Raw genomic sequence first — 14,448 nt, 5'->3', positions numbered from 1 at the left:
GGCGCAGCGCGGCGCCGACACCCTCCTCTTCATCACGTCCATGTCCCGCATGCGCCCCCTCGCGCGTCCGTGCGTTCCGCACCGCCTGAGTATTGAATTTCCGAACAATTGGAGTCAAGCGTGACTGTACGACAAGCCGGCGGATGCTCCATATCTTGGTAGGCCCGCCGTCCCCCAAGGCCCACCGCGATGAATAGCTTCGGCGACCGTTTGCGCGAAGCCAGAAAAGCCGCCGGGCTCACCCAGGAGCAGCTCGGCTTCGCGCTGGACGTGACCAAGTCGTCGGTGTCGGCCTGGGAGAACGACCGCGAAACGCCGAGCTTCCGCCTGCTGCCGACGCTGCGCAGCGTGCTGAACCGCTCGCTCGACGAACTGGTGTGCGGCGTGGGCCCGGGCAAGCGCGTGCAGGACCTGCCCTCCGACTATCCGTTGCTGGCCCAGGACGCGCAGGAACGCGCGCTGTTGGCGCGCTATCGCAACGCGCCGCCGGGCCACCGCGACGCCGTGCTGGAACTGCTCAAGCCCAGCAACGGCTGAGGTCGCGCCGGCGGCGGCTGGGGCTTTCCAGCACCGCTGGCAACGACGCAAACGCCATTCGCAGGAGCGGCTTCAGCCGCGACGAGCCGCTCCCTGTCATGCCTCGCAGCGGCTGAAGCCGCTCCTGCGAGGACACCAACGTCTCCCGCCGAGCCGCGGCAAAGCGCGTTGTTTGAAGCCGCCGTTTAGCCGCCGACGCCGATCTCGCGCAGGGCGTCGCCCCAGATGCGGTAGCCCGCCTCGCTGGGATGGGTGCCGTCGGGCATCAGCGTTGCCGGCAGCGTGCCGTCCGCTTGCAGGAAGCGCGCACCGATGTCCAGCCACTGCACCTGCGGGTCGTGGCCGAAGCGCGCGGCGAGCAGGCGGTTGGTCTGCAGGATCGGCGCGCGTTGCGGCGCATCGGCGGCCAAGCCGCGCGGGAAGATGCCCATCAGCACGATCCGGCTGTGCGGCAGGCGACGCCGGACCTCGGCGACCACCGCCGCCACGCCGTCGGCGGTCTCCTGCGGCGTATTGGTGCGCGCATGCTCGGTGCCGGCGAGATTGTTGGTGCCGAGGTTGATCACCACCCAACGCGGCGCCAGGCCATCGACCTCGCCCTGGCGCAGCCGCCACAGCACGTTCTGGGTGCGGTCCCAGCCGAAGCCCAGGTTCAGCACCGGCGCGGCGCCGAAGGTGCGCTGCCAGGCCTGCGGCCCGTTCACCCGGATGCCCTGCGGTTCGCCCGCCCAGAAATGGGTGATCGAATCGCCGAGCATCACCACCTGCGGCCGCAGCTGGCGTGCGGCCTCCAGCGCCGCATGGTGGCGGCCGTACCAGTCGTAGGAATCCTGCTCCAGCCAGGGCACCGCGATGCGTGCGGTGTCGACATCGGTCATCGCCTCCAGCGGCACGCGCGGCGCTTCATCGAGCAGCCGCGCCAGGGTCGGCTCGATCGCCTCGGCCATGCGCCGCTGCCCGCGCGTGTCCGGGTGCAGCGCGCCGCTGCCGGGCCGCTGCCGCGGATCGTAGAAGAGGTCCTGCTGCAGCGTGCCGTCCGCGCGCTGGAACGCCGTGCCGATGTCCAGGTAGGCCACGCGCGGGTTGTCGCCGTAGCGCACCGCCAGCGCGCGGTTGACCTCGGCATCGCGCGCGCGCTTCTGCGCCGACAGCGCACTGGGCAGCAGGCCCAGCAACAGGATACGCGTGCGCGGCAGGCGCTGCTCCAGCGTGGCGATCACCGCATCGATGCCGCGCACCGTGTCCGCCGCGCTCTGCCCTTCGTGGCCGGTGTTGTTGGTGCCGATCAGCAGGACCGCGACCTTGGGCCGCAGGCCGTCGACTTCGCCGTGCTGCAGGCGCCACAGCACGTGTTCGGTGGCGTCGCCGCTGAAACCGAGGTTGAGCGCGCCACGGCTGCCGTAGAAGGTCTGCCAGGTCGACTGGAAGTCCTGGTCCGGCGCCTGCGCCTTCGCGTAGTTCTGGGTGATCGAATCGCCGATCAGCAGCAACGGCGCATCCGGCTGCGCGCGCACCTGCGCCAGCACCTGCTGGTGGCGCGCGGCCCACCAGGCTTCGTGCAGGCGATCGGCCGGGGTCACCGCAACCGGCGAGGCCGCGGGCGGCGGCGCGGCCTGGACGTTGCCTGGATGCGCACCGAGGCACAGCAGTGCGAGGACGGCCGCACGCGGAAGCGACGCGGCGAAGCGGGCGCCGAGGGCGCGGAGAGAACACTGCATGTGCGGGGCTGCCGAAGCCTGCGAAGAGCCGCATTCTGGTGCGCGGGCCGCGGCAGCGGCAAGTGTCCCGGCGGCGGAGCGCGCCGCCGGGCACGCAGGCCGCACCGGCGGCGTTGGACGGCGTGCCGGACTCGCCCGCCACCGCATCCCAGGCCATCCGCGAGGCCAGCGCAGCAGCGGCGCGGACCCGGCGCCGATGGTCCGCGTCCGCGCCGGCCGGACGCCGCGTCGCCGCCTGGCTCAGTGGCCGCCGGCGGCCGCCGCGCCGCCACCGCCGCCGAACGGCGGCTTGGCCAGCCACAGGAAGAAGATGATCGCCAGGAAGGTCCAGCCCAGCAGGTAGAAGATGTCGTTGAAGCCCATCTGCGAGGCCTGGTGGTTGATGGTGTTGTTGAGCACCGCCGCGCCGTTCTGCAGGCTGCCGTTGCCCATCATCTGCACCTGTTCCTGCATGCCCGGCGTGTAGCTGGAGATATGCTCGGTCAGGTTCGCGTGGTGCAGCTGGGTGCGCTTGGCCCACAGGTAGGTGGTCAGCGAGGCGGCGAAGCTGCCGCCCAGCGTGCGCAGGAACGTGGCCAGGCCGGAGCCGGCGGCGATCTCGCGGCCGTCCAGGTCCGACAGCAAAATCTGCAGCACCGGCATGAAGAACAGCGCCACGCCCACGCCCATCAGCAACTGCACCCCGGCCACGTGCGGGAAATCCACCTGCAGGTTGAAGTCCGAGCGCATGAAGCTGGTGACGGCCATGAAGATGAAGGCGATGCTGGCCAGCAGCCGCAGATCGAAGCGCGAAGCGTACTTGCCGACGAACGGGGTCATGATCACCGGCAGGATGCCGATCGGCGCGGTGGCCAGGCCGGCCCAGATCGCGGTGTAGCCCATGTCGCGCTGCAGCCACTGCGGGATCAGCAGCGACACGCTGAAGAACGCCGCGTAGGCCACGATCAGCGCCATGGTGCCGGCGCGGAAGTTGCGGTGGCGGAACAGCCGCAGGTCGACGATCGGATCCTTGTCGGTCAGTTCCCAGATCAGGAACACCGCCAGCGCCACCGCCGAGATCGCGGCCAGCACCACGATCTTGGTCGAACTGAACCAGTCCTCGTCGTTGCCCAGGTCCAGCACCACCTGCAGGCAGCCCACGCCGATGATCAGGGTGATCAGGCCGACGTAATCCATGCGCGGACGTTCGATCGGCTCGGGACGGTCGCGCAGCTGCGAGCCGACCACGGTCGCGGCGATGATGCCCAGCGGCACGTTGATCAGGAAGATCCATTCCCAGCTGTAGTTGTCGGTGATCCAGCCGCCGAGGATCGGCCCGGCGATGGGCGCGACCACGGTGATCATCGCCAGCAGCGCCAGCGCCTGGCCGCGTTTCTCGCGCGGATAGATCGACACCAGCAGGCTCTGGGTGATCGGGTACATCGGGCCGCAGACGAAGCCCTGCAGCGCGCGCGAGACCACCAGCATGCCCATGCTCTGGGCCAGGCCGCACAGCAGCGAGGCCGCGGTGAAGGCCAGCGTGGCCCACACGAACAACTTGGTCTCGCCGAAGCGGCGGCTGAGGAAGCCGGTCAGCGGCAACGCGATGGCGTTGCTGACCGCGAACGAGGTGATCACCCAGGTCGCCTGCTGCGAACTGGCGCCGAGGTTGCCGGCGATGGTGGGCAGCGAGACGTTGGCGATGGTGGTGTCGAGCACCTGCATGAACGAGGCCAGCGCCAGGCCCACCGTGCACAGTGCCACACTGGCCGGGCGGAACCCGGCGGCCGGTGCGCCCGGGACCCCGGGCGCGGCAGGAGCGACAGCTTCGTTGGACATGACCGGGCTCAGTCCGCCTTGGCGGCGTCAGGCAGGTTGGCGTGGATGATCTGCTTCACGGCCGCATCGGCCTGCTGCAGCTGCTGGGCGTAGACATCGGTATCCAGCAGCACACCGCTGGCCGGCTTGCTCGGCAGCACCGAGCCGTTCTGGTCGTGCAGATTGACGTCGGCCTTCATCGACAGGCCGATGCGCAGCGGGTGCTGCTGCAACTGCTTGGCGTCGATGGCGATGCGCACCGGGACGCGCTGCACGATCTTGATCCAGTTGCCGCTGGCGTTCTGCGCCGGCAGCAGCGAGAACGCGCTGCCGGTGCCGATGCCCAGGCTCTGCACGGTGCCGTGGTAGGTCACCGCGCTGCCGTACAGATCCGACTCCAGTTCCACCGGCTGGCCCAGGCGCATGTGCTTGAGCTGGGTTTCCTTGAAGTTGGCGTCCACCCAGACCTGGTTCAGCGGCACCACCGCCATCAGCGCGGTGCCGGGCTGCACGCGCTGGCCGACCTGCACCGAGCGCCGCGCGACATAGCCGGACACCGGCGCGACGATGGCGCTGCGGGTGTTGTTGAGGAAGGCCTGGCGCATCTGCGCAGCGGCGGCCTTCACGTCGGGCTGGTCGGCCACGCCGCTCTCGTCGATCAGCGCGCGGTTGCGCGCCAGGGTCTCGCGCGAACCGCTGACCGCGGCCTCGGCGGCGGCCAACTGGTCGCGGGCGTGCGCCAGCTCTTCGGCGGAGATGGCGCCGGTGGCGACCAGGCTGGCGCGGCGGGCGACGTCGGCGCGGGCGCGCTGCAGGGTCACCTGCTGCGCGGCCAGCTCGGCCTGGGCGCCCTCGACCGAGCGGTACAGACCGCGCACCTGGCGCACGGTGCGCGCCAGATTGGCCTCGGCCTGCTGCAGCGCGACCTCGGTGTCGGCCGGGTCGAGCTTGACCAGCGGCTGGCCGCGTTCCACGCGCATGCCGTCGTCGGCGTCGATGCGTACCACGGTGCCGGCCACCATCGGCGTGATCTGCACCAGGTTGCCCTGCACGTAGGCGTCGTCGGTGTCCTCGTGCCAGCGGCCGACCAGGAAGTACCAGATCGCCAGCGCGATCAGCACCAGCACCACTACCACGGCCAGGCCGCGCAGCAGCTTGCCGCGCCGGCTGGGGGCGGGAGCGGAGGAAGCGGGGGTCGTTGTCTGATTCATTGCAGCGATCTCAGGAATGCGAAGGTGCGGAAGAAGAACTCGGCGCGTCGGCGGCGGAGGTGGCGTCGTAGCCGCCGCCCAGCGCCTGATTCAGGCGCACCGAGACCAGGAGCTGATTGGATTGCAGGGAGGCCAGGCGCTGCTGCGCCTCCAGCAACTGCTGCTGCGCGCTGAGCACGTCCAGGTAGTTGCCGATGCCGGCGCGATAGCGCTGCTGCGACAGGTCGAAGGCGGCCTGCGCGGTCTCCAGCGCCTGCGCCTGCTGCTGCACCTGCTGCGCCAGCGAGCGCGCCGCGTTGACCTGGTCGGCCACCTCGCGCAGCGCCGCCACCAGGGTCTGGTTGTAGTTGGCCACCGCCAGGTCGTACTGCGCATCGCGCTCGGCCAGCTGGCTGCGCAGCCGCCCGCTGTCGAACAGCGGCAGGCTCACGCCCGGGCTGAGCAGGCCGAGCACCGACGAACTCTTGAACAGGTCGCCCGGATTGGTGGCGGCGACGCCGCCCAGCAGGGTCAGGTTGATGCTGGGATAGAACTGCGCCTTGGCCGCATGGATGCCCTGCGAGGCGGCCTCGACCCGCCAGCGCGCGGCGACCACGTCGGGGCGGCGGCCGAGCAGGTCGCTGGGCAGCACCGACGGCACCCGCGCGGCCTGCGGATCCAACAGCCGCGGCCGCCCGATCTGCAGCCCGCGGTCCGGGCCGCGCCCGAGCAGGGCCGCCAGCGCGGTGCGCGCTTCGTCGATCTGCTGCTGCGCCGCGGCCTGCTGCTGGCGCGCCGCCGGGACCCGGGCCTCGGCCTGGCGCAGTTGCAGGTTGTTGTCGATGCCGGCATCGCGGCGCTGCCGCACCAGCGCCAGGCTGTTCTCCGAGCGCGCCAGTTCGGCGCCGGCCAGGTCGTACAGATGCCAGGCGTAGCCGAGCTGCGCGTAGGCGCTCGCCACCGCGGCCGACAGGTCCAGGCGCGCGGCCTGCGCATCGACCTCGGCCGCATGCGCCTGGTCCACCGCCGCTTCCCACGCGGCGCGCTTGCCGCCCCACAGGTCGAAGCCGTAGCTGAAGTTCAGCAGCGCCTGTTCGTTGTGGAGGTACTTGCCGCCGATCTCGTCGCCGGCCAGGCCCTTGGGCAGCTGCAGGCCGGTATAGCCGGCCGACAGCGACAGCTTGGCGCCGCGGTCCGCATCCGCGGCACCGGCCTGCGCCTGCGCCAGGCGCAGCCGCGCATCGGCGGCGTCGAGGCTGGGCGTGCCCTGCAGGGCCTCGGCGATCAGCGCGTCGAGCTGCGGATCGCCCAGCGCCTTCCACCAGTCCTGCTGCGGCCACGGCGCCGGCGCCAGCGCGTCGGCGGCCAGGGTCTTGCCGATGTGCAGTTGGCGGTCGGCGTCGAGCCGGCGCCCCTGCGGTTCCAGGCCACGGCTGCTGGCACAGGCCGCCAGCGCCAGGGTGAGGGCCGCGACCGCGAACGGACGCAGGCGGGAGAGTGCGGGAGACAGGTTCATGTGGGCGGGTTTCAGGGCGAATTGAGGGAGTCGCGGACGCGGGCCAACAGCGAAAACAGGTGCTCGCGCTCCTCGGCAGACAGATCGCGCAGCGCGTCGGCGATGGCGTCGTCGCCGCGCTGCTTGAGTTGCTGCCACAGCGCGCGGCCGTCGTCGGTGAGCACGATCTGCAGCGCGCGGCGGTCCTGCGCATGCGCCTCGCGGCGCACCCAGCCCAGGTCTTCCAGCTTGTCCAGCAGGCGCGTCACCGCGCTGGGGTTCTGGTCGAGGGCCTGGGCCAGTTCGTTGGCGGTGCACGGCGACATGTAGGCCAAGGCCTTCATGCCGAGGTAGTGGCTGAAGCACAGGTCCAGTTCCAACCCGGCCATGGCGTCGTCCAGGCGCCGCATCAAGCCGTCACGCACCTGGCGCAGGAGCAGGCCGAACGAGGGCGGACCGGGCAGATTGGGAGCGCAGTTCATGGGCGCCTATTATTTTCATCTAGAAATATATGTCAAGAAAATATCCCCAAGGAAAGTAGATGCTGCGTTGCAGCGAAGGAACACTGGCGACGGTGCGCACTCTAGCGGCCGCGGCGCGTGGCCCGGTATTACAATCAGGACAATGGATATCAAAATCGGGCCAACCGCACCCGCCCCTCCCTCCCCCGCCCTCGCCTCCGACAGCGCCCTGGACCCGCGCGCCCTGCACTGGTTCGAGCGCGCCGACGGCCCGCCCGCGCTGGCATTCATGGCGCACTCGTCGGTGTCGCTGCGGCGCGAGGTGGACTGGCACCGCCACGTGCGCGGCCAGCTGATCTACGTCGAGGAGGGCGTGCTCGGCACCTGTACCGCGCACGGCCAGTGGTCGCTGCCGCCGGGCTGCGCCGGCTGGATGCCGCCGCAGGAACTGCACACCGTGCAAGTGTCCGGGCGGGTGCGCAGCTACCTGGTGCTGATCCGCCCCGACGTCTGCGCCGACCTGCCGCCGCGGACCTGCGTGATCGGCATGAACGGCCTGTTCCGGGAACTGCTGCGGCGCATGACCCAATGGGGCGTGCCGGCGGCGCTGGACGCCGAACAGCAGCGCCTGTGTGGCGTGCTGTTGGACGAGGTGCGCAACGCTCCGGTCGAGCATCTGCACCTGCCGATGCCGCGCGACCGGCGCCTGCTGCGCATCGCCACCCAGTTGCTGGAGACCCCCGCCGACGACCGCTCGCTGGCGCAATGGGCCGATTGGGCCGGCCTGTCCTCGCGCAGCCTGAGCCGGCACTTCCGCGACGAGACCGGCTTCGGCTTCGCCGGCTGGCGCCAGCAGGCGCGGCTGGCCGAAGCCCTGCGCCGCCTGAGCGACGGCGCCAGCGTCGCCGACACCGCCTATCAACTCGGCTACAGCAGCTCCAGCGCCTTCGTCACCGCCTTCCGCGGCCGCTTCGGTCATCCTCCGGCTCGCTACCTGGCCAGCGCCGGCGGCACGCGCGGCTTGGCATCGCCGGCCGCATCCGGATAATCGACCGGCTGACCTGCGGCGCCTGGCGCCGCGTTCCCCTATAGGTGTTCCCTGCGCATGACCGATCTCGCCCGCCCCGCCTTCCATGGCTTCGAACAGCTGCCGCTGCGCGAATACGCCGAACGCGCCTACCTCGACTACTCCATGTACGTGGTGCTGGACCGCGCCCTGCCGTTCCTCGGCGATGGGCTCAAGCCGGTGCAGCGGCGCATCATCTACGCGATGAGCGAGCTGGGGCTCAATGCCGCGGCCAAGCCGAAGAAGTCCGCGCGCACCGTCGGCGACGTGATCGGCAAGTACCATCCGCACGGCGACAGCGCCTGCTACGAAGCGCTGGTGCTGATGGCGCAGCCGTTCTCCTACCGCTATCCGCTGATCGAGGGCCAGGGCAACTTCGGCTCCACCGACGACCCGAAGTCGTTCGCGGCGATGCGCTACACCGAGTCCAAGCTGACCCCGATCGCCGAAGTGCTGCTGGGCGAACTGGGCCAGGGCACGGTGGACTGGTCGCCGAACTTCGACGGCACCCTGGACGAGCCGACCTGGATGCCGGCGCGGCTGCCGCACCTGCTGCTCAACGGCACCACCGGCATCGCCGTGGGCATGGCCACCGACGTGCCGCCGCACAACCTCAACGAGATCGTCAGCGCGCTGATCCGCCTGCTCGACGACCCCGATGCGAGCGTCGCCGACCTGTGCGAGCACGTGCGCGGCCCGGACTACCCGACCACCGCCGAGATCATCACCCCGGCCGCCGACCTGCGCACCATTTACGAAACCGGCCATGGCAGCGTGCGCGCCCGCGCCACCTACCAGAAGGAAAACACCAACATCGTGGTCACGGCGCTGCCCTACCAGGTGTCGCCGTCCAAGGTGATCGAGCAGATCGCGCAGCAGATGCGCGCCAAGAAGCTGCCGTGGCTGGAAGACATCCGCGACGAGTCCGACCACGCCAACCCGGTGCGGGTGGTGCTGGTGCCGCGCTCCAACCGGGTCGACGCCGAGCAGCTGATGGGCCACCTGTTCGCCACCACCGACCTGGAGCGCAGCTACCGGGTCAACCTCAACGTGATCGGCCTGGACGGCCGCCCGCAGGTCAAGAACCTCAAGACCCTGCTGGAGGAATGGCTGCGCTTCCGCAGCGACACCGTGGTGCGCCGCCTCAACCATCGGCTGGAGAAGGTCGAGCGCCGCCTGCACCTGTTGGAAGGCCTGCTGACCGCGTTCCTCAACCTGGATGAAGTGATCCGCATCATCCGTACCGAGGACGAGCCGAAGCCGGCGCTGATCGCGCGCTTCGCGCTCAGCGAGGAACAGGCCGACTACATCCTGGAGACCCGCCTGCGCCAGCTGGCGCGGCTGGAAGAGATGAAGATCCGCGGCGAGCAGGACGCGCTGGCCAAGGAACGCGAGCAGTTGCAGGCGGTGCTGGCCAGCAAGACCAAGCTGAAGAAGCTGATCAAGGACGAGCTGATGGCCGACGCCAAGAAGTTCGGCGATGCGCGGCGTTCGCCGCTGGTGCAGCGCGACGCGGCCCAGGCCATCGACGAGACCGAGCTGGTGCCGAGCGAGCCGATGACCGTGGTGATGTCGGAGAAGGGCTGGATCCGCGCGGCCAAGGGCCACGACGTGGACCCGGCGGCGCTGTCCTATCGCGACGGCGACAGCCTGCTGGCGGCGGTGCGCGGGCGCAGCACCCAGCAGGTGGCGTTCCTGGATTCGGAAGGCCGCGCCTACTCGACCCTGATCCACACCCTGCCCTCGGCGCGCGGCAATGGCGAGCCGCTGACCGGACGCTTCTCGCCCGCGGCCGGCGCGTCGTTCCAGGCCCTGGCTAGCGGCGACAACGACGCGCGCCTGGTGCTGGCGTCCTCGCACGGCTACGGCTTCGTCACCCGCTTCGAGAACCTGACCAGCCGCAACAAGGCCGGCAAGGCCATGCTCAACCTGACCCCGAACGCCAAGGTGCTGCCGCCGGCGCCGGTGAGCGGCGCCGGCAGCGACCGCATCGTCGCGGTCACCAGCGCCGGCCACCTGCTGGCGTTCCCGGTCGCCGACCTGCCCGAGCTGGACAAGGGCAAGGGCAACAAGATCATCGACATCCCCAAGGCCAAGCTCAGCACCGAACGGGTGGTGGCGATCGCTGCGGTGGCGCCGGGCAACACCCTGCTGGTGAAGAGCGGCCAGCGCACCATGTCGCTGTCGTTCAAGGACCTGGACGCCTACCTCGGCGCCCGCGCCAGCCGCGGCGGGCTGCTGCCGCGCGGGTGGCAGAAGGTCGACGATCTGGCGGTGGAGTAAGCGCTTGGCGCTTGGCGCCAAGCGCGGGATTGGGGTTTCGCGCCGGTGCAGCGTTTACGTACGGCGCGGAACCCCGCTCTCGTAGGAGCGGCTTCAGCCGCGAGGCCTTACCGCTGAAGCATCGCGGTTGAAGCGTAAAAATACACAAGCGCTGCACGCGCATCGCGCTCGAAGCCAAGCTTCCCGAAAGCCTCCCCATCACGAGGTTTTTTGTGGGAGGGGCTTCAGCCCCGACGCGCATCACCTGCAGCGCGTCGGGGCTGAAGCCCCTCCCACACCAGAGCCGCCCGAGCGGCCGAGTCCAGGTCTCGCTTAGCCCGCCATTGCCCCATCACGCAGCTGTTCGATATGGCTGGCGATCATCGCCGCCACGGTATCGGCCACCGCACGGGCGCTCAGGCGGGTGTCGAACAGCAGTTCCACGGTCGCGTAGATCAGGTCGACCACGATGCGGCTGACCAGCCGCAGCTGGCGCGGATCGGCGTCGGGGAAGGCCTCGCTGAGGAAGCGCACCTGGCCCTTGGTGACCTGCGCGTGCGACTCCAGCCGCACCTGCTGCAGCGCCGGCACCGCACGTAGCGCGCGCAGCACCCACACCCCGCCCTCGGTTGCCTTGGTGACGCGGTAGGTGTCCAGCACCAGCCCGGCCAGCGCGCGCTGCAATTCGTCGCGCGTGCCGCTCATGGCCTGAAGGGTGATCCACTTGGGGATGAGCTGGTTCTGCCGCTCCATCAGCCGCCGCCCCAGTTCCGACAGCAGCGCGTACTTGTTGGGGAAATAGCGGTACAGCGCCGGCGGCGTCAGCCCCGCACGCGCGCACACCAGGTTGGTCGACAGCCGCTCCACGCCGACGTCGCCGAGCAATTGCGCGGTGACCGAGAGGATCTGTTCGTAGGTCTCGGTGGCGCGATGCTGGGCCGGCACCTTGTTCCCGGTCAGGCGCGGGCGGTGCGGTGCGGGGGAACGCGGCGTGTCGGCGGGCATGGGATCTCGATGGTGGTGAAGCGGCGCGCGCAGCGCGTGGCCGGCAGGCGCCGCGGTGGCGGCACGGCGGCACGCATCGCCACGGCGAGGGTTGCGCGGACTGCGCCGCGCCGTCGCGGCACGCGCCGACATCACATCTTACCGCGCCCGCACAGGGCATATCGGCGGCGACGCTCAGCGCCGCGCCAGCCAACTGCTGAGGCCGGCCGCCAGACGTTGCTGCAAGGCGGTGTACGGAGGAAAGAACGCCTTGACGATCGGCAGGCGCCCGCCCTGCAGCAACGCGCGTTCGTGCGAGAAGGTGCGAAACCCGTGCATGCCGTGCGCGCTGCCGAAGCCCGAAGCGCCGACCCCGCCAAACGGCAGGCCGCTGTGCACGAACTGCTGCAGGCAGTGGTTGACCACCGCGCTGCCGGAACTGGTACGTGCCAGCACCCGCGCCACGCCGGCACGGTCGCGGCTCCACAGGTACAGCGCCAGCGGCTTGGGCGCGGCATCGAGCCGATCCAGCACCTCGTCCAGGCGCGCGAACTCGACCACCGGCAGCACCGGGCCGAAGATCTCTTCCTGCGCGATCCGCGCCTGCGCCGGCACCTGGCCCAGCAGCGTCGGCGCCACGTAGCGCCGCGCCGCGTCGTGCTCGCCACCGGCCAGCAGCTGCGCGCCGCCGGCGCGCGCCTCGTCGATCAGGACGGCCACGCGCGCGGCATGCGCCGGGTGGATCATCCGCGCCAGGTGCGGGCTGGCGGCGACCGCCTGCGCGTCGGCCCCGTAGCGCTGCGCCAGCAGTGCGCGGCAGTGGTCGAGCAGACGCGCGCTGACGTCGCGATGCACGAACAAGGTATCCGGGGCGATGCAGGTCTGTCCGGCATTGACCAGCTTGGCCCAGACGATCACCTCGGCGGCGCAGCGCAGGTCGGCGCTGCGGTCGACGATGACCGGCGACTTGCCGCCCAGCTCCAGCGTCACCGGGGTCAACTGCCGCGCCGCCGCGGCCATCACCTGCCGGCCCACCGACGCCGAGCCGGTGAAGAACACATGGTCGAACGGACACGCCAGCAAGGCCTGCGCGGTCGCCGCGCCGCCCTGCACCAGCGCCACCTCCTCCGGCGCGAACGCTTCCTCCAGCACCGCCTGCAGCACCGCGTTGACCTGCGGCGTGAATTCGGACGGCTTGATCAGCGCGGTGTTGCCGGCGGCCAGCGCCGACACCAGCGGCCCCAGCACGGTGGCCACCGGGTAGTTCCAGGGCCCGATGATCAGGCAGCGGCCCTTGGGTTGGAACGCGATGCGCGCGCGCGTGCCCAGGGCCAGCAGGGTCGGCGCGACCTTGCGCGGACGCATCCAGCGCGGCAGCTGCGCGATGGCGGTGGCGATCTCGTCGACCACCGGCAGCAGCTCGGTCAGTTCCACTTCCAGTGCGGGCTTGGCGAAATCGGCGGCGAAGGCGGCGATCAACGCCTGCCGCCGCGCCAGCAACGCATCGCGCAACGCACGCAGATGTGCGCGCCGCGCGTTCGCCGAGGAGCCGCGCCAGGCCAGCGCGGTGGCCTGCTGCGCGGCGAACAGCGCCGCGATCGTCTCCGGCGCAGAGTCCTGCACGGGCTCAGGCGACATCGCACTTCTCCTGCGTGTGGAGCGTCGGCCGCCCGCCTGCGTGTGGCAGTGCCCTGCCCTGCGCCACGCGGCGCAGGCCGCCCTGCGCCGCGGCGGCGACCAGCGCGCAGGAGCGGCCGCCATTACCCGGCATGCGAGCCCGCCTGCACGACGGCCGGGCGGCGCTGCCGCCGGCCGATCCACAGCGCCAGCAAGGCCGCGGCCAGCGCGAAGCCCAGCCCGACCAGCGGCACCGGCGCCGGATCGTCGGCGTGCAGCAGCAGCGACGCCAGCAACGGTCCGCACGCCGATCCGATCAACTGCGCGGCCGGCACCAGCACCGCCACCCGCCCCTGCGCATCGGCGCGCAGCGCCAGGCCGACATGGAACGGCATCAGGAACATCCAAGCGAAGCCGAACGCCACGCACACCGCCGCGAAACCCGGTGCCGGATGCCCGGGAACCCGGTACATCGCCGTGGCCACCAGGCACAGCGCCACGCTGCCCAGGGTCAGCGTCGCCGTCACCGACAACCGACGCACCCAGTAGATCGCCGCCAGCCCGCCGACGATCTGCATGCCCAGCACCCACGAGGTCTGCAGCTGCGCCGCATGCGCATCCAGCCCGGCGCGCAGCGCCAGCGGCTCCAGGTAGGCCCACAGCGCGCCGATCGCCGCCATCTGCAGGAACGCCACCAGCAGCGGCGCCAGCGTCGCCGGCGACCAGCGCAGCCGGGCGGTGGCGCTCGCCGCGCACGGGACGCCGGCCGCCGCGGCCAGGCTTGCCGGCGCCGGCAGGGCCGCCGCCAGCGGCAACACCAGCAGGCAGGTCGCGGCCATGGCGACGAAGCCGCCCTTCCAGCCGGCCGCCGGCAACACCCACAGCGCCAGCGCCGCCGCCAGCGCGATCTGCGCCAGCGCCTGCAACACCATGAACACCGCGGTGATCCGGTCCGGGGCGGCCGCGCGCACGATGCTGACCGTGGCCACCCACACCAGCAGGCCCTCGGCCAGGCCGGCGGCCGCGCGCAGCGCGACGAAGGCCGCATCGCCCTGCGTCTGCAGCGTGGCCAGGTTCAGCAGCGCGGCCAGCAGCGCCGCCACGATCGCGGTGCGTCGCTGCCAGGACACCGGCAGCAGCGCATCGCCCAGCGCCACGCCGATGCCCAGGGCGATGATCTCGCCCATCGCCACCACGCCCACCCCGGGCAGGGTGATCAGGCGCTGCTCGACCAGCGCGCCGAGCACGATCGGCTGCACGCCGAGGATCAGCAGCGCGATCGCGCCGATCGACAAGGCCGCGGCGAGCGGACGCGCCGCCT

The 14,448-nt window shown here is 71.1% G+C and carries 11 protein-coding genes; 3 read left to right on the top strand and 8 right to left on the bottom strand.

The window, feature by feature from the left end:
- Positions 1 to 189: 189 nt before the first annotated feature.
- A complete protein-coding gene (locus tag AC1PME_RS07490) occupies positions 190 to 537 on the top strand; it encodes a helix-turn-helix domain-containing protein (protein ID WP_254460992.1) in 348 nt (115 codons plus the stop codon).
- A gap of 185 nt (positions 538 to 722) precedes the next feature.
- Here AC1PME_RS07490 and AC1PME_RS07485 read toward each other — a convergent pair whose 3' ends face one another.
- The 5 genes from AC1PME_RS07485 to AC1PME_RS07465 form a co-directional block, all read right to left on the bottom strand.
- On the bottom strand, positions 723 to 2,255 hold the full coding sequence (locus tag AC1PME_RS07485) for a GDSL-type esterase/lipase family protein (RefSeq protein WP_481097764.1): 1,533 nt from the start codon (positions 2,253 to 2,255) through the stop codon (positions 723 to 725).
- A 240-nt stretch (positions 2,256 to 2,495) separates the two neighbouring features.
- Positions 2,496 to 4,073: a DHA2 family efflux MFS transporter permease subunit gene (locus AC1PME_RS07480; RefSeq protein ID WP_254460990.1), complete on the bottom strand. Its 1,578-nt coding sequence runs from the start codon at positions 4,071 to 4,073 to the stop codon at positions 2,496 to 2,498.
- 8 nt (positions 4,074 to 4,081) lie between these two features.
- A complete protein-coding gene (locus AC1PME_RS07475; RefSeq protein ID WP_481097763.1) occupies positions 4,082 to 5,263 on the bottom strand; it encodes a multidrug transporter in 1,182 nt (393 codons plus the stop codon).
- Between the two features lie 10 nt (positions 5,264 to 5,273).
- Positions 5,274 to 6,758, bottom strand: a complete 1,485-nt coding sequence (locus tag AC1PME_RS07470; protein ID WP_254460988.1) for an efflux transporter outer membrane subunit — start codon at positions 6,756 to 6,758, stop codon at positions 5,274 to 5,276.
- Positions 6,759 to 6,769: 11 nt separating this feature from the next.
- Positions 6,770 to 7,219, bottom strand: coding sequence for a MarR family winged helix-turn-helix transcriptional regulator (locus tag AC1PME_RS07465; protein WP_254460987.1), 450 nt, complete (start codon positions 7,217 to 7,219; stop codon positions 6,770 to 6,772).
- Positions 7,220 to 7,361: 142 nt separating this feature from the next.
- On the opposite strand from AC1PME_RS07465, the gene AC1PME_RS07460 reads away from it, so the two are divergent.
- Together AC1PME_RS07460 and parC are read left to right on the top strand one after the other, a co-directional pair.
- Positions 7,362 to 8,246: a helix-turn-helix domain-containing protein gene (locus AC1PME_RS07460; protein ID WP_481097762.1), complete on the top strand. Its 885-nt coding sequence runs from the start codon at positions 7,362 to 7,364 to the stop codon at positions 8,244 to 8,246.
- Positions 8,247 to 8,303: 57 nt separating this feature from the next.
- Complete coding sequence (gene parC, locus AC1PME_RS07455; RefSeq protein WP_481097761.1) at positions 8,304 to 10,547, top strand: DNA topoisomerase IV subunit A; 2,244 nt, start codon at positions 8,304 to 8,306, stop codon at positions 10,545 to 10,547.
- A 312-nt stretch (positions 10,548 to 10,859) separates the two neighbouring features.
- On the opposite strand, the gene AC1PME_RS07450 is transcribed toward parC, so the two are convergent.
- The 3 genes from AC1PME_RS07450 to AC1PME_RS07440 form a co-directional block, all read right to left on the bottom strand.
- Positions 10,860 to 11,531, bottom strand: a complete 672-nt coding sequence (locus AC1PME_RS07450) for a TetR/AcrR family transcriptional regulator (protein ID WP_307549601.1) — start codon at positions 11,529 to 11,531, stop codon at positions 10,860 to 10,862.
- 174 nt (positions 11,532 to 11,705) lie between these two features.
- Positions 11,706 to 13,148: an aldehyde dehydrogenase family protein gene (locus AC1PME_RS07445; RefSeq protein ID WP_481097760.1), complete on the bottom strand. Its 1,443-nt coding sequence runs from the start codon at positions 13,146 to 13,148 to the stop codon at positions 11,706 to 11,708.
- A 122-nt stretch (positions 13,149 to 13,270) separates the two neighbouring features.
- Positions 13,271 to 14,422 (bottom strand): MFS transporter, encoded by a 1,152-nt coding sequence (locus tag AC1PME_RS07440; protein ID WP_481098085.1) that lies wholly within the window; start codon positions 14,420 to 14,422, stop codon positions 13,271 to 13,273.
- Between the last annotated feature and the right edge of the window lie 26 nt (positions 14,423 to 14,448).

The organism is Xanthomonas sp. NCPPB 901, assembly GCF_056725085.1.
Note: the sequence above shows the minus strand (reverse complement) of the source record. Positions and strands in the feature narration are given on the sequence as shown.

Excerpts from the sequence above, each read along its gene's own strand:
- AC1PME_RS07475 (WP_481097763.1), bottom strand. The coding sequence starts at position 5,263 with ATGAATCAGACAACGACCCCCGCTTCCTCCGCTCCCGCCCCCAGCCGG.
- AC1PME_RS07445 (WP_481097760.1), bottom strand. The coding sequence starts at position 13,148 with ATGTCGCCTGAGCCCGTGCAGGACTCTGCGCCGGAGACGATCGCGGCG.
- AC1PME_RS07450 (WP_307549601.1), bottom strand. The coding sequence starts at position 11,531 with ATGCCCGCCGACACGCCGCGTTCCCCCGCACCGCACCGCCCGCGCCTG.
- AC1PME_RS07490 (WP_254460992.1), top strand. The coding sequence starts at position 190 with ATGAATAGCTTCGGCGACCGTTTGCGCGAAGCCAGAAAAGCCGCCGGG.
- AC1PME_RS07470 (WP_254460988.1), bottom strand. The coding sequence starts at position 6,758 with ATGAACCTGTCTCCCGCACTCTCCCGCCTGCGTCCGTTCGCGGTCGCG.
- AC1PME_RS07480 (WP_254460990.1), bottom strand. The coding sequence starts at position 4,073 with ATGTCCAACGAAGCTGTCGCTCCTGCCGCGCCCGGGGTCCCGGGCGCA.
- AC1PME_RS07485 (WP_481097764.1), bottom strand. The coding sequence starts at position 2,255 with ATGCAGTGTTCTCTCCGCGCCCTCGGCGCCCGCTTCGCCGCGTCGCTT.
- AC1PME_RS07465 (WP_254460987.1), bottom strand. The coding sequence starts at position 7,219 with ATGAACTGCGCTCCCAATCTGCCCGGTCCGCCCTCGTTCGGCCTGCTC.
- parC (WP_481097761.1), top strand. The coding sequence starts at position 8,304 with ATGACCGATCTCGCCCGCCCCGCCTTCCATGGCTTCGAACAGCTGCCG.
- AC1PME_RS07460 (WP_481097762.1), top strand. The coding sequence starts at position 7,362 with ATGGATATCAAAATCGGGCCAACCGCACCCGCCCCTCCCTCCCCCGCC.